This window comes from Sphingobium sp. TomMM15 (genome assembly GCF_055397045.1).
Window position 1 is genome coordinate 2,565,621 of sequence record NZ_AP027314.1, and the last position, 21,041, is coordinate 2,586,661.

Consider the following 21,041-nt stretch of genomic DNA (forward strand, 5'->3'; position numbering starts at 1 on the left):
GTTCACATCACCTGTGCGCGGCGTGGCGAGGCGGGGGCTCCCCGTTCCTGAAAGGAGGAACCAGATACATCCCGGTAAAGCTGGTGGTAACGCGCCGCGATCTGGCCCATCGAAAACTGCTCCTGCACGCGCGTGCGGGCGATCTCACCCCATTGGTGGCGGCCATTGGGACCCATCCTGTCCATGGCCATGATCGCCTCGGCAAGCGCCGCCGGGTCGCGTGGTGGAACGACCGTCCCGCTTTTGCCGACGATCCAGCCGCTGTCCCCGACATCGGTCGCGATGCAGGGCACGCCGCACGCCATCGCTTCGCCCAGTATATTGGGAAAGCCTTCACCCCATGCCGAAGGCAGTGCGACTATGTCGAGGCCGGGCAGCAATGTCTCAAGATTCCGGTCATGGCTCCGCAGGGTCAGGCGATCGGCGGGCATGGACGCCAGCAGACGCGCAAGCGGACCGCTGGGTTCCTCCATGCCTTGACCCGTCAGCAGCAGGTGCGCATCCGTGCCACGCTCGCGCGCACGTAGCACCGCTTCGACCAGATTGGCCGCATCCTTCATCGGATGATTGCGCGCCGCCATCCCGACGATCAGCGCGCCCGGTGCAATCCCCAGATCGCGAACAAGCGCATCGCGAGCCTCTTCGCGCGGGCGGAAGAGTTCGCAATCGAACCCATTGGGGATGACCGCCATATCTTCTGCGTGAAAACCCAGCCGCTGATGCTGCGCCGCCGCCGCATGGGAGTTATAGATGATCGTGCGCGGCCAGGATGAACATGCGGCGGCTAGCCGCACGATGACCCGCATCAGGGGCTTTTCCTGCGACAGTTCATCGATGCTGTGGCGCACATTCCAGATCACCGGCACAGTGTCCGCGCTCGCCAAGGTCGCCAGCCGGGTGGCAAGATGGGCGTGATACATCCACGCCATGATGACCGCTGGCTGTTCCTGCCGGATGACGGCGCGAAGGCGGGCAAGCCCCGGCAGCAGGTCGATGGCCCTTCTCATGCCGCAATGATGAAGCGGCACGCCACTCGCGCGGATGCGGTCTCCAGCGACACCCGGTGGCATCAGCGACACGACCGACGGCTGCGTCGCGCCGCCCTGCCTGCGTTCATGATCCACCAGCTTCGCGAGCATGGTTTCCGCGCCCCCGACATTCAAAGCGGTTATGACGTGGAGAATCTTCATGGGGCTCCTGAAGCCGTGCCGCTCACATTGTGGTCAGCAACTTTTCTATTTCCGATCCGGCACCGATCCGTTCCACCACCTCCAAGGCACCACTGTCGCTCATGGCGAACAGCGTCCCATGATGGTCCCCGGACATCCGCGTGCGCACGATGAACAGCAGCGATCCTGGGCCTTTGAGATAGGAACGAAGATTATCCACCGCCTTCCGAAGGTCGGCTTCGGCGAAGTAATTTTCATTGAGGACGTTGGCGGCCCGCACCAGATCGAAACGGCGGCCGAAACCGTCACGCGGGGTCAGCACATCATCCTCGACAATCGTGATGAGGCCATGGTTGCGGACGCGCGGGCTGACCAGTTCGACCTTCCTGACGCCCACGCCCTGGCGCAGCCTGCGGACTGCCAGACCGCCGACGATGCGGGACAGGATCGGCCGCACCAGCCACATGCCGGTCAGATAATCCAGACGGCGCCGCCATGGCTGTATCGACCGGCCGAACAGGTCGACCTGCAACAGCTGACCTTCGGGGTTCAGCAGCGCCGCGCACCTTTTGCCCAGCGGGACGATCCACGCATGGATGGCGTAATCGGTGCCGGTGATGCGCGGCCGGTATCTTTCACGGGCAAAGGCGTCGCACAGGTCCAGCGTGGTCGTCCCCGACGATACGCCGACGTCCAGTACTTCCCGCACATCCAGCCCGCGTGCCTTGACCGCTTCCACCAGACGGCCGTCCAGCGCGCCGAACCGTCCGCCCCAGGTGCATTTGAACGTGTTGTTCGGGTTCTTGATGGAACTGAAGAAGGCGTCTTCCACCTGTTGCGGAAGGGCTTCTGCCGGGCGCGAGAAAAATTCTGTTGCTGCTACTATCATAGCCGTTGAGCCTACAATGTGTGGCGGCGTCATGAAGTGGGCGCTTGGCTATGACGCAGGCCAATAGGGATTAGCCCAAATGCGAGCGACCTGCGGTTCTGGCTAAGCCGCTTGGCCGCCGCGACCAACTGGCGATAATCCGCAAGTCCCATGGATTTGACGCAACCAAGGCCTCACTGTGCGCGGATGACAATGCCGATCCGGACGGATGCCTCAGCCAGAGGCAAGCCGCACATCGCCTTCATTCTGCCCGGCCTGCGTGCTGGAGGATCGGAACATATCGTCAGCCTGCTGTGCAATCATTTCAGCCGGTCGGGCTGGACGGTCAGTCTGTTCGCCTTCGAAGAGCCCGGAGCGCGCCCTTATTATGCGCATGATCCGGCGGTCAGCATCACGCAGCTGGGCTTTCCCGTCGGGCGCTTGTCGGTGCTGCGATCCGCCCTCGCGGTCTTCAATCGCATCGGCGCGCTCCGCAAGGCACTGGCAAGCACGCGCCCGGACCTGATCATCAGCTTTCTGACACGCACCAACGTCGTCACCGTTCTGGCCGCAAAGCCGCTCGGCATCCCGGTGATCGTGTCGGAACGCAACAATCCCGCCCAGCAACGACCCGGTGCCTTCTGGTCGGCTCTGCGCCGCTACACCTATGCACGCGCGCACGGGCTGGTGACGATGACGCAAGGCGCGATGCAATATTTCCCCAAGGTCATGCGCCCGCGCCAGTGGGTCATTCCCAATCCCACCTATGCTCCTGTCACGCTCGATGAGGCGCGCCCATGCGGCAGGCAGGTCGTCGCCGTCGGGCGGCTGGTGCCGCAAAAGGGCTTCGACCTGCTGCTGGATGCCTTCGCCCGCGCGGCCCCTCTCATCCCCGACTGGTCGCTCACCATCTGGGGGGAGGGGCCGGAGCGCGCGAAGCTCGAAGCGCAGCGGGACGCGCTAGGCCTGCAAGACCGGGTGTCGATGCCAGGCGTCACGAAGGACCATGGCGGCTGGCTGCGTGAAGCCGACATCTTCGTCCTCTCCTCCCGCTTTGAAGGGTGGGGTATCGTCGTCGGCGAAGCCATGGCTGCGGGCGTCCCCGTGATTTCCTTTGATTGCCGCTTCGGCCCCGGCGAGATGATCGCCGACGGGATCAGCGGCCTGCTGGTCCCGGATGGCGACGTGTCCGCTCTTGGCGCGGCCATCGCCGCCCTGTGCGCCGACCCAGATCAGCGCCGCCGCCTGTCCGAAGGGGCGCGGGCCGGCTCTCAGCGTTTCACCGTCGACCGCGTCCTTGTCCAATGGGAGCGCGCAGCGATGGAGGCGATCGCCCCGCGCCAGTCCGGGGCAAGTTCGATCAGGCCTGTCGCTATCTGAACGGTGCAGCCTGTTTTTGACACTTCTAAACGACGCTGATTTCGTATCGGCGCGCGCGCCCTAACGCGTGGCAAACAGGTTTCCCGTTTGGAGAAGTCACTGCGCTAAAACGCATAATGCCGGAAGCGCGCGGCCAAATCGCCTTTCTCGTGCTCCAGGACTGGCCGGAATCCGCGCCTGCCCGGCGGTTTCAATCAACCTATCGTTTAGATTAGCGTGAGACAGTTATGTCGGTCCCGCACCATTTTTATGCGCGTGGGGCCTCTACTGGGAGCGGGTGAATGGCGAAGTTTTACGGGACTGTCGGAGACGACACCATCAAGGGAACATCCCTAATCGACAGTATATTCGGTGGCGCAGGCAATGATCAGCTGTGGGGCGGATTAGGCGACGATTATATTGAGGGGAATGATGGCAACGACGTGCTTCATGGGGAAGCGGGCGCCGACTTCCTCAAGGGCGGTTTGGGCGATGACCAGCTTTGGGGAGAGGACGGCAATGACTCGCTCGACGGCGGTCTCGGTAACGACCGTATCTATGGCGGCCTGGGCAACAACATCGTCGTCGGCGGGGACGGCAACGATCGCATCGAAACGCTCGACGGGCACGACCAGATATTGGGGGATGCCGGGAATGACACCATCCTCGCGGGCGGGGGCCGCGACTATATCGATGGAGGCGCGGGAGATGACATCATCTACGCTGGCGCTGGCGATGACGGGTTCCTGAACGAAATCAATCCGGCGACCGGCCTGCTGACGACCCAGGCCGTGGCCGGCGGCGCTGGCAATGACTGGATCTACGGCGAAGACGGCAACGACAAGTTGAAGGGGCAGTCGGGCGACGACTATGTCTACGGCGGCAACGGCAATGACAGGGTCGATGGCGGCGACGGCAACAACTATCTGTCGGGCGGCAGCGGCGACGATATTCTGGATTCCGAAGGCGGCGTGGATCAGCTCTATGGCGGCGACGGTCGGGACAATATGGAATCGGGCGCGGGCAATGATTTCCTCGACGGCGGCAAGGACGCGGATTCCCTGAATGGGGAGGCGGGGAACGACATTCTGTTCGGCGGCGATGGTGACGACCTGCTCTTGGGCGGCGACGGTGCCGACGAGCTGCACGGCGATGCCGGGATCGACAAGCTCGCCGGCGATCTGGGCGCCGACAGGCTATGGGGTGGCGCGGGCGCCGACTGGTTCGTGTTCAAGGGCGCGGGCGCGCTGGATGGCGGCGACCGGATAGAGGATTTCCAGGACGGTGCCGACCGCATCGTGCTGGAAAAGCTGGGAGTCACCAAATATGCTTCGGGCGGAGCGCCCGGTACGGTGTTCGCGCATGATGGAGCCTCGGGTAACGTCTTGCTGGATGTCGTCACCTCTTCCGGGGCGAAGTTCAGCATCGACATTGCCGATCCCCTGGGGACGTTGACCGCCCATAATTTCACCGCTGCGGATTTCATCTTCGCCTGATGGCGGCGCAGACCGGCCGTTTCTGAACGGAACGGGGCGCCGCTTGCTTGCTGGTGAGTGCGCGGCCCCGTTTCGCAATTCTTCCTCCGCACCGGCTATTCGGAGTTAAGACGACAGAGAAGCTGCGTCTTCCCTGCTTCGGTCCCATCATAAGTCTCGAAAAACAGGACTGAAGGTGGCGTGCCGATGAATGCGGTGGGATTTCGATTGAAGATGACCTTTTCCGCGATTCGGTTGCGCGATGCGCTGACTCATCGGCGTGCGCGGGCCGTATTCCATCTTCTGTCCGGCACCGCCGCGACGCTGGCGCTGACGCTTCTGTCCATTGCCCTGGTCGCGCGGCTGCTGGGGCCTGCCACCTATGGCATATTCGCCATGATCCTGACGCTGGGTCAGGCATGCGAGCGGCTCGTCAGCTTTCAGTCGTGGCAGCCGCTGATCCGCAATGGGGCGACCGTCGATCCTCACGCGGACCCGGTCACCTATTTCGCGCTGCTCAAATTCGGCTGGCTGCTCGATATCGGCGGCAGCATCGCGGCCTGGGCGATCGCGAGCGTGCTGACGATCGCCGGACATTATCTGTTCGGCTTTTCCTTCCAGCATGTCGGCTACACGCTCCTCTTCGCCACCTCGCTACTGTTCAACTTCAACGGTGTCTCAACCGCCATATTCAGGCTCGCGGGCCAATATCGCGCGGTGGCGCAGATTCAGGTCGCGAACGCGTTAGTCCGCCTCCTCTGCGTGGTGGTTGCTTATCTGGCGGGCGCGGGCATGCTCCAGATCATCCTCATATGGACGATCACCCAGATTTTGGGCTCGATTGCCAATTTCGTTTTTGCCATGCGCTTTTTGCCTCAGCCTGGATTTCGCCAACTGCTACGAGCAAGGGCGAAAGGGATCACCAGCCGCTTTCCCGACATTTGGCGTTTCGCGCTCGGGTCGAACCTCTCGCTCACCCTGTGGTCGAGCGTGCAGGTGGTGGACACGCTGATTGTCGGATGGCTCGCTGACCCGGCGAGCGCGGGCCTGTTCCACATCGCCAAACGCATCAGCCGCATCCTTCTCCAGGTCGGCGCGCAGGTGCAGGCCGTGGTCTATCCCGACCTCAGCCGGTTGGTGGCGGCGGGCAAGCGCCACGCCTTCGTCCGCGTGCTGGTCCAGACCGAATTGCTGCTCGGAGCTTTCGGCATATTCTGTTTTGTCGCCATGATCTTGGTTGGCGGGCCGCTGATGCGGCTTGCCGTCGGGCCACATTTTGCTGGAGCCGTTCCGTTGCTCACCGTCCAGATACTGGCGGTCACCTTCGCGATCAGCGGGTCTGCGAGCCGCGCCGGGCTGCTGGCCCTGGGCGACCAGCGCGCTCTTCTTCGCACGGTGATGGCGTGCACCGTGGCATTCTACTGCGCCGTGTTTCCGCTGGTTCCGCTGGTCGGAGCAATGGGCGCGAACATCGCCCATCTGCTATTCGGTGTGATCTGGCTGGGCAGCCTGACGCTGTGCCTGCGCCGGGCGATCAACGTCGCCCCTTGGACGGTGGAAGACGCGCGGAAATAACCGCGATCGTCAGAACTCTTCCAGCGTCTCGATGATCCGGTCGGCCTTCACGCCCTCATTCACGCCGAACTTGTGGATACGGTCGGGCCGGGCAATCTGCACCGTCCCCCACCCGCGTGATCGGGGCGCGGTGAAATCCTTGGACGGGTTGTCCGCGACATAGGTCAGCCTTCCGCCCGACCGACCGAAGATCTGCTCGACATGCTCGAACGCGCGCGGGTTTGGCTTCCAGCACTCCCGTCCCCACTTGTCGGTGCAGATACCAAGGTGGATGCCGCGCTCATACAGGCCCAGCGCCCTGATCTTGCGCCTCTGCGCGTCAAGAAAGCCGTCGGTGATCACGGCAAAGCCCGTCCTGCCGTCACGTCCCGCAAGGAACCGCTCCGCATCGGGCGCAAGGCAGATGTCGGGCCGGTGCTGCCGGTAAGTAGCCAGCATCCGCGCGATCAGAGGGGGCGACGGCGTAAGCCCCATCTCCTGCAAGCTGTCGTCGAATATCTGGCTGCGACGCCCCGCGTCGAACCGCGCGCGCATCACCTCGCCCAGCCCGTCGATGCCCAGCGCGCTGCTCGCCCATTGCCCCACGGCCCTCAGCCCGCTCAGCACATAGTCGCGCTCCAGATAGAGCGTGTCGTCCAGATCGAAGACGATGACGCGCTCGAACCGGGTGCTTTCAGACGAAAACGGCATCATCGAAACGCAGCATCAGGACATTGTCCTGCCAGCCATCATGCGCCGTACGCGGCAGTCCCAGCCGTTCTTCCAGCATCCACTGCGCAAACCGCGCCCCCGCCCGATGCGCCAATGGATAGCCCCCGCCGAACCGAGCATTGATCTCGAAAATGGAGGCGTTCCCCTCCGCATCCACCCGCAGCTGAAAGCACATCGCCCCGCGCGCGCCCTGAAGGGCGGAGCCCAACCGCCAAGCCAGGTCCTGGATGACCGCATCCCGCACCGTGACGCCCTTCTCGACCTCCCCCGACCGTACCCGCAGCCGTTCATGGGGAACCGCGCATTGCAGCTGTCCTTCGCCATCGAAATAGAGGCTGATCGTAAATTCCCGCCCCGCCAGAAACTGCTGGAGAATATAGGGTTCACTCTTGTCGAGCGCCGCCACCTCCTCGCGATCATAGACCATGCCGATGCCCCGGCTGGAGCTGCCATGTCGCGGCTTGGCTAGCAGCGGCAGCGGGAGGTCAGCCGAGCCCTCCAGATAGTCCTCGACCGATATGGTGGCGGGGGAGGGCAGGCCCGCTCCCGTCAGGAACCGGGCCGTGGCCAGCTTGTCCCGCGCCATCTCGACCAGCGGTGCGTCCGACACCGCGACCTGACAGTTGATCGCGGCGAACTGCTCGCGCGCACTGGCATAGGCGATAAGTTCGGTATCGATCGTCGGCACGATCAGTTCGATCTGCTCACGCCTGCAAATATCCAGCATCGCCGGAATGAACCCATCGCTCTCCGCAGGCGGCGCGGCAAAGCTGCCGTCCGCCTCGACACAAGCCGGGCTCCAGTCCGGTTTCAGATCGCACGCGAACATGGCAAGGTCGACGCCCAGCGCGCCCGCCGCTTCGCGAAAGCTCCGCATCAGGCCGACCCGCCGCCCGGCGGAACTCAGCATCATGCGCAGCGACCGGCCGCTGCGGTCGGGTCCTTCCCAATCCGTGCCCAAGGTTGCCGATGCTCCTCTAGTCCGAGTCGCGGGCGCGTCCATGTCAGGCTACCTCTCTTATCAGCACAAAGGCTTCCGCCGCCCGCCGGCTGACGCAACTACCCCGTACCTGCGCAAGCGCGCGCAGGGTTTCGAAGGATCGTTCATTGGGAAAAGGACGAACCTGCGATTCAAAACATCCAAAGGCCTCGATCTTCCGATCCAGATGCTCGCTGATGTCGATGAAGACGTGCGGCTGAAACGGAGGCGTCAGATATGGCGCCGCCCAATTGGTTTCCGACACGGTCTCATAAGCCAATATGCGCCGTGGATAATGCGCCCCAACCGGCCGTGCCGCGACCATCGCCGCTTCGAATATCAGGCCATGGTCGAAATGCAGGTCGCCGGGGAAGGGTAGGAACAATGTGTCGGCACGGCTCTCCGCCACCACAGCGGCGATGCCCTCATTCAACTCCGTGCGGGGCAGGCAATCCAGCGCCGCCGCCTCAAATTCCAGGAAATGAGTCCGCCCAACGCCCAGCAGCTCATGCGCTTGGCGCGCTTCGGCCTGCACCCGCTCCACCTGCGACGTATCAAATCGCGGCGGCTTTCCCTGCGTCGCGATGACGACCTCGACGTGGCGCCCCATGGCAGCGAGGCGAGCAATCGTTCCCCCGCAGCCCAGAACTTCATCGTCGGGATGGGGCGCGATCACCAGTGCGCGCTCTATGCTATCGATCATGGTCATGCCGCTGCCTTGGCCCGCCCCAATATGGCGTGGTTGGGCAGGGGCGCTTCCCGCGCCGTCTGCCACCGCAACACATGCAAACCCTGATCGTCGCCACAGCGCACGACGAAGCCTTCCGCCATACGCTCGACAATCTGCCCCGGCATGGCGGCGGCATGATGGCGCAGGGGCACCAAGGCCGCCTCTTCGATGACGATCTTCTCGCCCGCATAGCTCGTCCAGGCGCCCGGATAGGGATGACCGCAGGCCCTGACACAGCGCCAGATCGCCGATCCCGGCGCCGACCAGTCGATTAGCGCATCTTCCGGCCGCCTGCGCGCGGCATAGGTGGCGCACCGCTCATCCTGTATCGTGAGCGTCGGCGATCCGCCCGCAATATCCTCCAGCACGCCCGGCAGCATCGCTTCCAGCGCTGCCATATGCTTGGCGTAGAGCGTCGCTGCCGTCTCATCTGGCGCCAGATGGAAATAGCGCTGGCCAAGCAGCGGGCCGCTATCCACCCCCGCATCAATCAGGAAGAGGGAGGAAGCGGAAATGGGCTCATCCAGCAAGATGGTCCATGGAATGACAGCGCGGCCCCGCAGGCGTGGCAGTGGCGCGGGATGATAGCCCACGACTCCCCGCCTTGCGGTAGCGCGGAATGCTTCCCCGCAAATCTGCGACCAGCCGATGACGAAGATATAATCGGGCGCCACATCGCGGATCGCCTGCAACGCGGCATCGGAGTTGATATTGGCGGTCCGCACCATCCGCGCCCCGGCTTTTTCGGCCTCGCCCGAAAGATCGACGAAATCGGAATGGCGATGGGCAAGGTCCGGCGGCAAGGTGAATACCGCCGCCAGATCCCATTGGCGGGATTCGCCAAGGGCCGTCACTGCGACCCGCGTGCTTTCAACCGCGCCAACGACTATGGCCTTCATGCGCCCTCCTTATCGATGACTGGTTGGACCGTTCGCCGCGCACCGCCACGCTGATCGTCCGGGCAAGGATGATAAGGTCGAGCCACAAGGAGCGGTTCGCAATATACCAGAGGTCCAGCGCGATCTTGTCATGCTCACCCAGCAGCGTGTTGCCGTTGACCTGCGCCCATCCGGTGAGGCCGGGCCTGACCGCGCACCGCTGCCGTCCCCGCTCTCCCGCTTCCTCTATGGTCGCGGGCAGCAGGGGGCGGGGGCCAATCAGGCTCATGGTCCCGGTCAGGATATTCCAAAGCTGGGGCAGTTCATCCAACCGTGAGCGCCGAAGGAACCCGCCGATCCGTGTCGTCCGCATGGCGTCGGGCAGCAACCGCCCATCCCGGTAGCGGGCGTCAGTCATCGTCCGAAACTTGATGACGGGAAAGCGCCGCCCGCCCTTCGTCACGCGAACCTGCCGGTACAGCACGGGCGCCCCATCGGTCAGCCTTATGGCACCGGCGATCACCGCCATGACCGGCAGCGCCAAAGGCAAAGCGGTGGCCGCGAACAGCATGTCGATCAGCCGCCTCATGCCCATCAGGATTCTCCGGCAAGGATCGGCGCGTTGACCCTCTTCCGCTCGGCCCGCCCGGCCACGGGGCCGTTCATCTCCATGGTGGAAAGCAGCAGCGCATTCACCATCTCGACCGAATAATGGTCTTCAACCGTCTTGCGCGCCGCCATGCCCAGTTGCGCGGGCAGGGTCGGCTGCTTGCATATCCGCACCATCGCGTCGGCCAGCGCTTTCGCATCGCGCGGCGCGACGATGAAACCGTTTACCCCCTGCCTGATCGGCTCACGGCAGCCCGGCATGTCGGTGGTGATCACGCCCCGGCCCACCGCCATCGCTTCCAGTATCGTGCGCGGCAGCCCCTCCCTATACCAGCTTGGCAGAACGAAGATGCTGGCCTGCCCCAGATAGGGGCGAACATCGCGCGTCTCGCCCAGATATTCGATAATGCCTTCGTCCTGCCATTGGGCGATCGCCTCACGCGAAACGGCGGCCGGATTTTCATCGAGAGGCCCAAGTAGTTGCAGGCGCACATCGGGAAAGCGCGCCCGTACGATCCGGGCGGCCTCGACATATTCGATCAGCCCCTTGTTGCGCAGCAGTCGCGCAATCATCAGGAAAACAGGCGGTCCTTCCGGCAAAGCCGCCTGGGCATAATGGGAAAGGTCCACGCCCGACCCTGGCACCTGGATGACCCGGCTGTCGGGGCGCAGGATATGGTGGCGCAGCATCTCGCCACGGTCATCGCTGTTGAACACGAACACCGCCTTGGCGGTGCGCAGCGCCTGCCGGTACAGGATGGATACTATGGCCCGCACATAGGGCAGCAGGCGCGATTCACCGTCGCTGAACACATGACCAAGCCCGCTCACCATTGCGTAGAAGCGGATGGACGGGAAAAACCGGCTGGCGATGCCGCCATAGATGATCGGCTTCTGCGTATAGGCCATTACCGCGTCCGGCCGATGTTTCCGGAAGCAACCGATCAGCCAGCTCAGCGTGCCCATATCGGCAAAAGGGTTCATCCCCGCCCGCGCCATGGGGATGGGCAGGTAGGTCGCGCCCATCGCCGCCAGCTTTGCCTCGATTTCGGGATCGCGGCCGGGCGCGCAGACAATGACCTCATGCCCGTTGCCGATCATTGCCGCGATCAGCCGCCCGCGAAAATTGATCACCGAATAGGCGAGGCTGGCGATGACGATGATCTTCATGCGGTCCCGTGACTGCTCCCGGATCGCCGCGCTATTGGGTGCGGCAAGGGCAAGCATAGGACAAAGCAGCCGAAAAACGCCGCACCATTCCGCACCTATACTTGAGGCCAGCCGCCCATCCTTTCGGATGACGAATGGGGATGGGGATTTGATTTCTGCTCAAAGGGATAAGGCCTCTACCCCTCTTCGGATCGTACCTATGCCCAACTGCCCGGCGCCCACATCCGCCCTATCTGAAGAACATGATTGATCGCCAGCCAAGCTTCGTCGTTATCGGCGCCATGAAAGGCGCGACCACCTGGATCGCTCATCAACTCCGCAATCATCCCGGCCTGTGGCTCCCCGACGCCGAACCGCATTATTTCAGTTCGGAATATGATCGCGGCCCAGACTGGTATGCCTCCCTCTTCGATCCTGCACCGCCCGGCCGCATCATTGGGGAAAAGTCGGCGGACTATCTAGCGCATCCGCAAGCCCCGGAGCGCATGGCGGCCATGCTTCCCGACGCCCGGCTCATCGCTCAGCTGCGCGACCCGGTTCAGCGCGCCTATTCCGATTATTGCATGCTCTTCCGACGCGGACAGGTCAGCAGCGACCCGCGCAAATATCTGGAAAGCGCCCAGCCTGAACAATCGCGATTCCTGTCGGGCGGGCTTTACGGCGCACATCTGCGCCGCTTCCTGCGCTATTATCCGCGCGATCAGATTCACGTGATCCTGTACGAATCGCTTCGGGAGCAGCCCGAACAGGTCATCGCGGACGTGTGCACCCATATCGGCGTGCCGGTGCATATCGCGCCCGAGGAGGTGGCCAGCCGGAAAAATGACAGCTCCAGCCCGATGTTGCCGTTGCCGCTGCGCCGTATGCTGCAACCGATGCGCCCGGTGCTGGACCCCTTCCGCTCCAACCCCCATCTGGCGAAACTGCGCGCATCCCTGGCGGCGCCGATCCGCTACCCGCCCCTCACGGATGAATTGCAGCAGATGCTGCGCGATTTTTACTGCGAGGATCTGTTGATCCTGCAAGACATCCTCGAGATGGATCTGCGCCACTGGATCACCGGCGATCCTGCCACGAGGGACGTTCAAGCCGTGGCGGCTAAGTGAGGCGCGCCGTCATTCTCCAGTAACGGCGGCGACTTATCTGACGCCGTATGGAGCATCGGCCCGACCCGCGGGCGGGCAACTGCGGAGGTACTCCGGAAAAGTCGGCCACGGACAATCATGCATGACGTAAATTGCCGGCCATAAGGGAAGTGAGGTGCGCTGATGCCCGGTTTCAGGGTGGTTCGACCTTGGCTGTTGAACCTCTATGTCCACCGATTGCCTCGCTTTCGCGGGAAATGGCGGCTGTTGTCGCCTTTCGCCAGGTTGCTGGATGGCACGCCGATTCGGTCGAGCTATGGCCGTGTCCGACTGGCGTTCGATGTCCGCGACCGGACTCATCTGCTCGGGCTGACCGGGGAATATGGCGCGCGAGTCTCCGATGAGGTGGAATGCCTCCGTCCCGGTGACTGCTTCATCGATGTCGGCGCCAATTGCGGCATCTTCACCCTGCTTGCAGCGGAGCGGGTGGGGCCGGACGGGCTGGTGGTCGCCTTCGAACCTTGCTTTTCCACCTTCGCAAAGCTGGTCCGGAACATCAGCCTGAACGCGTTTAGCAATGTCCTGCCCTTCAACATGGCCCTTGCGGCCCTGACCCGTCCCGACCTGCTCGACAATAGCGCGACAGGGCATTCCGGGCGCTTCTCCATCGCCAGCGAGCCTGTGGAGGAGGGGGAACGGGTCATGACATTGTCGATCGGCGACTTTCCCGGCCTCCTCAAGCTGATCGGCGACCGATCCATCACGGTGAAGATCGATGTGGAGGGATTTGAATATGCCGTCCTTCAGGGGCTGGCGCCGATCCTCGTCCTCCCGCAAACGCGTGCAGCGGTCGTCGAAATCGATAACCAGAACCTTCACCGCTATGGTGCTGATGCAGGCGAAGTCTTCACCCTGCTAGAGCGCCATGGCTTCACCCGCGTCGATCGTGACGGCGCAGGCGATCATTTCGACGCGGTTTTCCACCGCCGGACTCACACCGCAGTAACCGTCGCGGCTTGTGCTAACGTCACGCCGTTTCGTCGGCGGCCTTCTCATGCCGCCCCCGTCTCGCTCTCGCTTGCCCGATCAACATCCCGCCTCGCGCGCGTCGTTGCGGCCTTGTTGGTGTTGGCAGGCGGCTGGTTCGCCATGGGCAAGGGCGTGTCGGTCGATCGCGGCCGGGCGGAGGAATATTTCATCAAGGAAGCCTTGCAGTCGCACAAAGTCGCGGAAATGCGGAACGCGCTGCGCCGTTCCCCGCCCACGGTGTTCAACATCGGCGAAGTCGGCTCCTTCGCCCGCATCGCGCTTCCCGTCCTGCCGCAGGGTTGGCGCATCACCGACGTCCAGCTTTTCCCTTCCGACAGCGGTCCCAGCCTTCAGATGACCATCACCAACGACGTCAGCCGTCCGGTATCCCTGTTCGCCGTCCGCGACGATGGCGTGGCGCCCGCCAAACCGGCCGTGCTCACCCGCGATGGCAAGACCGTCGCCTATTGGCAAGAGGGCGAACTGGCCTACGCCCTGATCAGCAAGAAGAAGCAGCCAGCCGAACTCGATCGCCTTGCCGAGGATATCGCCGACAATGTCTCCTCCTAAGGGCGGTTAGTACAACCCTCAGCGATCCGCCTTAGCGGACGGCGTCTCTTCCTGCGTCAACGGCCCTTCCAGCCCGTTGCCCGTCCGCATCCGCGTGACGATGTTCCATGTCGCGATGAACAGCGCGGCGATGACCGGCCCGATGACGATGCCGTTGAAGCCGAACATGTCGATGCCGCCCAGCGTCGTGATCAACACCACATAATCGGGAATGCGCGTATCCCGCCCGACCAGCATCGGCCGCAGCAGATTGTCGATCAGGCCGATGACGAACAGGCCGCAGACGATCAGGATGATCCCCTTGACCACCGCGCCCGTCGCCAGCAGGTAAATCGCCACCGGCACCCACACCAATCCCGTGCCCACCGCCGGGATCAGCGAAAAGCATCCCATCAGCACGCCCCACAGCAGCGCTCCGGTGATCCCCAACGCCCAGAAAACGGTGCCGCCGATCATCCCTTGAACGATGGCTACGACCACGCTGCCCTTGATTGTGGCGCGGGTGACGACAACGAACTGCTGCATCAGCGCCCGCCGGTGGGTGGAACGCAGCGGCGCCGCGCGATCCAGCCGCGCCGCCAGCGCAGGCCCGTCGCGCAGCAGGAAGAAGGTGAGGTAGAGCGTGACGCTCAACGCCACGAAAAAGCTGAATGCGCTCTGCCCGATCTGGAACACCTGCGATGCGACGGACCGGAAGCTGTTGGCGATCCCCTGACCCAGCATGTCGCGCACCGCCGCGAAATTGGTGATGCCCACGCGCGCCAGCAGGTTCGAAGCCCAATCCGGCAGGTTCGCCCGGAATGCATTGAACATGGCGGGGATATTGATCTGCCCCGACTGTATCTTGGCGTAGAAAAGCCCCGCTTCCTGCACCAGCGAGACAGCCAGCACGATCGCGGGCAGGATGACGACGGCCACGATCAGCAACAGCGTCAGCCCCGCCGCGCTATTGGGGCGGCCCGGCATCTGCCGCAACAGGTTCTGGTTGATCGGCCCGAACAATATGGCGGCGATCACGCCCCACAGGATGGCCGCGAAAAACGGCTCGATCACCAGCGCAAAGGCCACCGACACCAACAGGACGAAGCCCAGAAAAACACCGTCTTCGATGCGGACATTCTGTGGCTTGTCGGTCATGTTCGCGCTTTGGCAGAAATGGGGGGCAAAAGTCCATCTCCCGCGCGATGGCGGCGCTTTTGCACCGCGACCAACATCCGCTGTGTCAAAAAGGTCGCAGTTGCGTCAATTTTCCCTGAGCGATTGAATCCGCGTCGGCGAAGCGTAAGAGCTTCAAGGACAACCATCGGAAAGCAGGACATGGCAAAACCCGAATCCTGGCGGCTGAGCCCGGAAGCCTACAGCTTCATCACCAGCATCGATACGCGCTTCCAGGATATCGACACGATGGGCCACATCAACAATGTGGCCATATCGGGCATCTTCGAAACCGCCCGCATCCGCTTCCACCATCATCTCGGCCGTCACCCGCAGGAACAGGGCGTGCGCTGGCTCGTCGCTGCCGTATCGCTCAACTTCGTGGAGGAATCGCACTTCCCCTATCCGTTCGAAGTGCATTGCGGCATCGGCCATATCGGCCGCACCAGCTGGACCGTCAGCTCCGCCGCCTTCCAGAAGGGAGTCTGCGTAGCCACCTGCGACACTACCGTCGTCACCCACGGCTCCGAAGGCCGCCGCAGCATCGACGCCAGCCTGCGCGAAGCCATGGAGCGCAACTTCCTGCGCCAGCCGGCCTAACTCATGACCGTCACCCCAGCGAAAGCTGGGGTCTCGTGAGGCTTGCCCGCGCCGTCTCCCTGAACCAACCTCCCTCACCCCCGTTCGCCCTGAGCTTGTCGAAGGGCTTTCCTTCTTGAAGGGAAGGGGAAGGGCTTCGACATCCGGACGAGGCAAGTGACTCGTTCGGACAGCCCGAAGGAGAGCGGAGTGATGAAGGGGTGGAGTTAGATCAGCCCGCAAATCCATCCATCCGCCGCGCCCACTGAAACGCGATCACCGCCCCCTTCACCGGCTGGATCATCACCGCCGCCAGCACCACCGCCAGCCCCGGCCACAGCGCCGCCTGCACCCCTAGCGGAATCGCCAGCGCATGGTTCACCTCGATCATCAAGGGCACCAATATATGCCCCAGCAGCAGGATCACGATATAGGCGGGGAAATCGTCCGCCCGCGACACATCCCATGGCTGGCCGCACGCATTGCAGGCCGGACTGGGCTTCAGGAACCCTGCGAACATCGCGCCTTCCCCGCAGGCGGGGCAACGGCCGCGCAGTCCTGAAGTCAAGGCGGGGCGAAGCGGTCGCACGGCGGCACTAGCGGAAGGATGGTCGCTCATGCGCCGTCCCTATGGCTGCGCGGCGGACTGTGCAACACAGGTTTAAGCGCCTACCTCCCTTTCGCCCCGCCAAAAGGCTGTTAAGACGGCCCCCATGCGACTGCCGGGTGCCTCCGAAGCCTTTGTCCTGTTCGACGATGCGCGAGAGCGCAATCCCGCGCCCGCGCGCCTCTATCGTGACCCGGTGGAGATCATCTGCGCCGATTGTCTGGAGGATGTGCAGCCCGCCCTCGACCGCATCGCGGAAGCGGGCGAAATGGGCCTCCATGTCGCCGGTTACATGAGCTATGAGGCGGGGCTGATGCTGGAAGATCGCCTACAGCCGATCGCTCTCCGTCAAGGCGACCACGCGCCCGCCATGCCGCTCCTTTGGTTCGGCCTGTTCGAAGGACATCGGCTGATCGATCCCGCGCTGATGCCGGATCTGCTACCCGATCCGGCCACCGCCAGCATAGAAGCGCCGCAGCCGCTGGTGGATGAGCAAGCCTATCGCGCTGCTTTCACGCAGGTGCAGGAATATATCCGGGCAGGCGACATTTATCAGGTCAATCTAACTTTCCCCTGCGCCGCGCGCTTCGATGGCGACCTGATGGCGCTCTATGCCGCGATCCGTCCCCGTCAGCGCGCGGGCTATGGCGGCATCATCCGCACCGGCGCCCACAATATCCTCTCCTTCTCGCCCGAACTTTTCTTCACCAACGTGCGCGGGCAGCTGACCGCCCGGCCCATGAAGGGCACCGCCGTTCGCTCCGCCGACCCCGTCCGCGATGCGGCGCTGGCGCGGGAATTGGAGGAGGACATCAAGCAGCGCGCCGAAAATCTGATGATCGTCGACTTGCTGCGCAACGATCTGGCCCGCGTGTCGCGCGCCGGAACCGTGATCGTGCCCGATCTCTTCCATGTCGAAACCTATCCAACCGTGCACCAGATGGTCTCGACCATCCGCGCACGGCTGCTACCGGGCCTGTCGCCCGTCGATATCCTGCGCGTCCTCTTTCCCTGCGGATCGATCACCGGCGCGCCAAAGGTGCGGGCGATGGAAATTATCGATGCAGTGGAGGCACATCCGCGCGACATCTATACCGGCACCATGGGCTGGATCGATCCGAACGGAGACGCTGCCTTCAATGTTGCCATTCGCACGATTTGGGTTGAAGAAGGCAGCAAGGAGGGGCGCCTGGGATTGGGTTCGGCCATTGTCGCGGACTCGGATGCGGCATCCGAGTGGGCGGAATGCCTGGCCAAGGGGCGCTTCCTCACGACCGCGGGACAGTAGGGGGCGTGAATAGTTTCGATGTCATTGGCTGACGGACGGTTCGACCTGCTCGAAACCATGGCTTTCGATCCGGTCGACGGTATCAGGTTGCTGGAGCTGCACCTGGAACGGCTGAAGGAAAGTGCCACGGCATTTGACTTCAGCTTCGACCGTCATGAAGTCCGCAACGAATTGCAGGCCGCAACCTTCCGACTGCGCGAACGCAGCCGCCTTCGCCTTCTCGTCTCGCGGCGCGGCTCGATCGCCATCGAGGTGCGGGAACATCGCACCTGGCCGCAGGCGATCATGCAGGTGGCGATCGTGCCCCGCAAAAGCTCTGCCGATGACCTCCGCCTCGCGCACAAGACGACCGATCGGGCCATCTACCGCGACGCGTTGAAGCGCGGCGGCACTTATGAAGTGCTGATGACCGACGAAGAAGGCTTCCTCACCGAAGGCTGCTTCTCCTCCATTTTTGTGGAACGCGGCGCCAAGCTGGTGACGCCGCCCCTCTCGCGCGGCATCTTGCCCGGCGTCCTGCGCCGCAGCCTCATTGAAATGAACGAAGCGGTCGAAGCCGACCTCAAACCCCGCGACTTGGAAAACGGCTTCTTCATCGGCAACGCCGCCCGAGGCATGGTCGCGGCCTCTCTCGCAAGGTAGAAACTCTCCCCTCCCGCAAGCGGGAGGGGCCGGGGGTGGGCCAGCAGCCTCTCCTGCTCGGCTTACTTCCGTCATCCAGCGAACGCTGGGATCTCAGGCCAACGCGCACCAAGCCTCCCCAGATTCCAGCTTCCGCTGGAATGACGAAAACTATCTGGCGGTTGCCCCCCGCGCCATAGCGCACTAAGGAGCCTCGCGTCCGCCCGCGCGGACTCACTATTCATCAGAAAGAGTGTCACGATGAGCCAGACTTCCGCTGCCCTCGGTCGCATCCAGCCCTCCGCCACCCTGGCGATGAGCGCGCGTGTGAATGCCCTCAAAGCCGAAGGCGTCGATGTCATTGGTCTCTCGGCCGGCGAGCCCGATTTCGACACGCCCGACTTCGTCAAGGAAGCTGGCATTGCCGCGATCCGCAAGAACCTGACCCGCTACACGGACGTTGATGGCACCGCCGACCTCAAGGACGCGGTCGCCTTCAAGTTCAGCCGCGACAACGGCCTGACCTACAAGCGCAGCCAGATCAGCGTGAACTCGGGCGGCAAGCACACTCTGTTCAACGCGCTGGTCGCGACCGTCGATGTGGGCGATGAAGTCATCATCCCGGCGCCTTATTGGGTCAGCTATCCCGACATCGTGAACTTCGCGGGCGGCACCCCCGTCTTCGTGGAAGGCCCCGCGAGCCAGGGCTACAAGATCACCGCCGCGCAGCTCGACGCCGCGATCACGCCGCGCACCAAATGGCTGATCCTAAACTCGCCCTCCAACCCTTCGGGCGCGGCCTATTCGGCCGACGAGTTGAAGGGCCTGGGCGAAGTGCTGCGCCGCCATCCCCATGTCCTCATCATGACCGACGACATGTATGAGCATGTCTGGTACGCGCCGACCCCCTTCGCGACCATCGCGCAGGTGTGCCCCGACCTCTACGAGCGCACCCTGACCGTGAATGGCTGCTCCAAGGCATTCTCGATGACCGGCTGGCGCATCGGTTTCGCCGGTGGCCCGGAATGGATCATCAAGGCGATGGGCAAGCTCCAGTCGCAGTCCACGTCGAACCCCTGCTCGATCAGCCAGGCGGCCGCCGTCGCCGCGCTGACCGGGGAGCAGGACTTCCTTGAAGAGCGCAACGCCGCCTTCAAGAAGCGCCGCGACATGGTCGTCTCGATGCTGAACGACGCGCCCGGCCTTGACTGCCCGACGCCCGAAGGCGCCTTCTACGTCTATCCCGACGCCAGCGGCTTGATGGGCAAGACCACGCCCAAGGGCCAACTGATCGACACCGACGAAAAGCTCATCGGCTATTTCCTCGATGAAGCCCGCGTCGCCGCCGTTCACGGCGCCGCCTTCGGCCTCTCGCCCGCCTTCCGTATCAGCTACGCGACCTCGGAAGAAATTCTGGCCAAGGCGTGCAAGCGCATCCAGGAAGCCTGCGCCGCCCTCAAATAAGTCCCCTTAATCCTCCCCATGCCGAGCATGGGGAGGGTCGAAGAGAGTCACGTGCCTCTCTTCGACATTTGCAAAGCAAATGGTGGAGGGGGAAAGGCACGACACAAGCCGTTTCCTTCATCCTCTCCGAAAAAAAACGGACTCTCGTCCAGCGCACCGTATTGCAGCCAGAACAAGCCCACCTATATCCCGTTTCAATTCGAAACGGGACTAGCCGCCTCGTTCACCAAAGGCTAACCCTCCCACTGCTAATCCCCGTCCTTCCGGGAAATGATAGAAGGAAGAAGGCCATGCTGACATTCCTCAAATCCGACCTGTTCCTGCGCTTTCTCGGCGGGTTTGCGATCGGGTCCGCTGGCGTCTTCGCCCTCCACCTCGCCGATCCTCCGGCCCTGACGACCCCGGCCATGGCGGCGTCCGACAGCGCCCCCGAGGCGAATTCAAATGCGGCCCTTTAACGCCTTCCTCATCGCCCTCTCTGCGGCCGCCGCCGTCGCCTCTCCCCTGCGCGCCGAGCGCCCCGTCCTCGCTCCGGCACCCGCGATAGATGCCCCGGCAACCCGAAAGCTCGAAACCGCAGTTTTTGCTGGCGGCTGTTTCTGGGGAGTCGAGGGCGTCTTTTCCCACATCAAGGGCGTCCGTCTCGTCACCTCCGGTTTTGCTGGCGGCCCTGCCAACCTCAAGGTCGACTATGACCGCGTCAGCCAGGGCGACACGGGTTTCGCCGAAGCCGTCCGCGTCACCTATGATCCCCGGCAGGTCAGCTACGCTACCTTGCTCCGTGTTTTCTTCTCGGTCATCGCCGACCCCACCACGCTCAATTATCAAGGCCCCGATCGCGGCACCCAATATCGCAGCGCACTCTTCCCCCTCACTCCGGGGCAGGACAAGGCCGCTCGCGCTTATCTGGCGCAACTGGACAAGGCGGGGCTTTGGCGCGACCCGATCGTGACGAAGGTCGAACGCTTCACCGGCTTCCAGGCCGCTGACGCCTATCATCAGGATTTCCTGACCCGCAACCCGCGCCATCCCTATATCAAGCGTTGGGACATGCCCAAGCTCGCCGCGTTCAAGGCGATGTACCCCAACCTCTACAGCGCCCGCCCCTCAGCCTGAAAAG

21 protein-coding genes are annotated in these 21,041 nt (G+C 63.4%); 11 read left to right on the plus strand and 10 right to left on the minus strand.

Going from position 1 to position 21,041, the window contains the following annotated elements:
- Positions 1-2: 2 nt before the first annotated feature.
- On the minus strand, positions 3-1,190 hold the full coding sequence (locus ACZ51H_RS12750) for a glycosyltransferase (protein WP_464771735.1): 1,188 nt from the start codon (positions 1,188-1,190) through the stop codon (positions 3-5).
- Between the two features lie 22 nt (positions 1,191-1,212).
- Complete coding sequence (locus tag ACZ51H_RS12755) at positions 1,213-2,058, minus strand: hypothetical protein (protein WP_464802038.1); 846 nt, start codon at positions 2,056-2,058, stop codon at positions 1,213-1,215.
- A gap of 186 nt (positions 2,059-2,244) precedes the next feature.
- Here ACZ51H_RS12755 and ACZ51H_RS12760 point away from each other — a divergent pair, with 186 nt between their 5' ends.
- From ACZ51H_RS12760 to ACZ51H_RS12770, 3 genes are all read left to right on the plus strand, one after another.
- On the plus strand, positions 2,245-3,417 hold the full coding sequence (locus ACZ51H_RS12760) for a glycosyltransferase family 4 protein (RefSeq protein ID WP_464802039.1): 1,173 nt from the start codon (positions 2,245-2,247) through the stop codon (positions 3,415-3,417).
- Positions 3,418-3,698: 281 nt separating this feature from the next.
- On the plus strand, positions 3,699-4,892 hold the full coding sequence (locus ACZ51H_RS12765; protein ID WP_464802040.1) for a calcium-binding protein: 1,194 nt from the start codon (positions 3,699-3,701) through the stop codon (positions 4,890-4,892).
- 213 nt (positions 4,893-5,105) lie between these two features.
- Complete coding sequence (locus ACZ51H_RS12770; protein WP_464771738.1) at positions 5,106-6,446, plus strand: lipopolysaccharide biosynthesis protein; 1,341 nt, start codon at positions 5,106-5,108, stop codon at positions 6,444-6,446.
- 9 nt (positions 6,447-6,455) lie between these two features.
- On the opposite strand, the gene ACZ51H_RS12775 is transcribed toward ACZ51H_RS12770, so the two are convergent.
- The 6 genes from ACZ51H_RS12775 to ACZ51H_RS12800 are packed head-to-tail and all read right to left on the minus strand — an operon-like array spanning position 6,456 to position 11,523.
- Entirely contained in the window at positions 6,456-7,139 is a 684-nt protein-coding gene (locus ACZ51H_RS12775) for an HAD family hydrolase (RefSeq protein WP_464802041.1), read from the minus strand.
- Positions 7,120-8,160, minus strand: coding sequence for an ATP-grasp domain-containing protein (locus ACZ51H_RS12780; protein ID WP_464802042.1), 1,041 nt, complete (start codon positions 8,158-8,160; stop codon positions 7,120-7,122). The genes ACZ51H_RS12775 and ACZ51H_RS12780 overlap by 20 nt, the downstream gene beginning before the upstream one ends.
- Position 8,161: 1 nt before the next feature.
- The gene (locus ACZ51H_RS12785) at positions 8,162-8,845 is read right to left on the minus strand and encodes a PIG-L deacetylase family protein (RefSeq protein ID WP_464771741.1); all 684 of its coding nucleotides are present in this window, start codon (positions 8,843-8,845) and stop codon (positions 8,162-8,164) included.
- Entirely contained in the window at positions 8,842-9,765 is a 924-nt protein-coding gene (locus ACZ51H_RS12790) for a methionyl-tRNA formyltransferase (RefSeq protein ID WP_464802043.1), read from the minus strand. Before ACZ51H_RS12790 ends, ACZ51H_RS12785 begins: the two co-directional genes overlap by 4 nt.
- Positions 9,737-10,339 carry a sugar transferase gene (locus ACZ51H_RS12795; RefSeq protein WP_464802044.1) on the minus strand — a complete coding sequence of 201 codons (603 nt, stop codon included), beginning with the start codon at positions 10,337-10,339 and terminating at the stop codon, positions 9,737-9,739. The genes ACZ51H_RS12790 and ACZ51H_RS12795 overlap by 29 nt, the downstream gene beginning before the upstream one ends.
- A complete protein-coding gene (locus ACZ51H_RS12800; protein ID WP_464802045.1) occupies positions 10,339-11,523 on the minus strand; it encodes a glycosyltransferase family 4 protein in 1,185 nt (394 codons plus the stop codon). The genes ACZ51H_RS12795 and ACZ51H_RS12800 overlap by 1 nt, the downstream gene beginning before the upstream one ends.
- A 242-nt stretch (positions 11,524-11,765) precedes the next feature.
- Here ACZ51H_RS12800 and ACZ51H_RS12805 point away from each other — a divergent pair, with 242 nt between their 5' ends.
- Together ACZ51H_RS12805 and ACZ51H_RS12810 are read left to right on the plus strand one after the other, a co-directional pair.
- Positions 11,766-12,629 carry a sulfotransferase family protein gene (locus ACZ51H_RS12805; RefSeq protein WP_464802046.1) on the plus strand — a complete coding sequence of 288 codons (864 nt, stop codon included), beginning with the start codon at positions 11,766-11,768 and terminating at the stop codon, positions 12,627-12,629.
- 162 nt (positions 12,630-12,791) lie between these two features.
- Positions 12,792-14,207 carry an FkbM family methyltransferase gene (locus ACZ51H_RS12810; RefSeq protein ID WP_464802047.1) on the plus strand — a complete coding sequence of 472 codons (1,416 nt, stop codon included), beginning with the start codon at positions 12,792-12,794 and terminating at the stop codon, positions 14,205-14,207.
- A gap of 18 nt (positions 14,208-14,225) precedes the next feature.
- Here ACZ51H_RS12810 and ACZ51H_RS12815 read toward each other — a convergent pair whose 3' ends face one another.
- Positions 14,226-15,344: an AI-2E family transporter gene (locus tag ACZ51H_RS12815; RefSeq protein ID WP_464802048.1), complete on the minus strand. Its 1,119-nt coding sequence runs from the start codon at positions 15,342-15,344 to the stop codon at positions 14,226-14,228.
- A 180-nt stretch (positions 15,345-15,524) separates the two neighbouring features.
- Here ACZ51H_RS12815 and ACZ51H_RS12820 point away from each other — a divergent pair, with 180 nt between their 5' ends.
- Entirely contained in the window at positions 15,525-15,962 is a 438-nt protein-coding gene (locus tag ACZ51H_RS12820; RefSeq protein WP_449470942.1) for an acyl-CoA thioesterase, read from the plus strand.
- A gap of 211 nt (positions 15,963-16,173) precedes the next feature.
- On the opposite strand, the gene ACZ51H_RS12825 is transcribed toward ACZ51H_RS12820, so the two are convergent.
- Entirely contained in the window at positions 16,174-16,560 is a 387-nt protein-coding gene (locus ACZ51H_RS12825) for a DUF983 domain-containing protein (protein WP_464802049.1), read from the minus strand.
- A 94-nt stretch (positions 16,561-16,654) separates the two neighbouring features.
- Here ACZ51H_RS12825 and pabB point away from each other — a divergent pair, with 94 nt between their 5' ends.
- From pabB to msrA, 5 genes are all read left to right on the plus strand, one after another.
- A complete protein-coding gene (gene pabB, locus ACZ51H_RS12830) occupies positions 16,655-17,836 on the plus strand; it encodes an aminodeoxychorismate synthase component I (RefSeq protein WP_464802050.1) in 1,182 nt (393 codons plus the stop codon).
- An 18-nt stretch (positions 17,837-17,854) separates the two neighbouring features.
- Complete coding sequence (locus ACZ51H_RS12835; protein ID WP_464802051.1) at positions 17,855-18,478, plus strand: aminotransferase class IV; 624 nt, start codon at positions 17,855-17,857, stop codon at positions 18,476-18,478.
- A 240-nt stretch (positions 18,479-18,718) separates the two neighbouring features.
- Positions 18,719-19,921 (plus strand): pyridoxal phosphate-dependent aminotransferase, encoded by a 1,203-nt coding sequence (locus ACZ51H_RS12840; protein ID WP_464802052.1) that lies wholly within the window; start codon positions 18,719-18,721, stop codon positions 19,919-19,921.
- A 290-nt stretch (positions 19,922-20,211) separates the two neighbouring features.
- The gene (locus tag ACZ51H_RS12845) at positions 20,212-20,379 is read left to right on the plus strand and encodes a hypothetical protein (protein WP_464802053.1); all 168 of its coding nucleotides are present in this window, start codon (positions 20,212-20,214) and stop codon (positions 20,377-20,379) included.
- Positions 20,366-21,037: a peptide-methionine (S)-S-oxide reductase MsrA gene (msrA, locus tag ACZ51H_RS12850; protein ID WP_464802054.1), complete on the plus strand. Its 672-nt coding sequence runs from the start codon at positions 20,366-20,368 to the stop codon at positions 21,035-21,037. Before ACZ51H_RS12845 ends, msrA begins: the two co-directional genes overlap by 14 nt.
- Positions 21,038-21,041 lie beyond the last annotated feature (4 nt).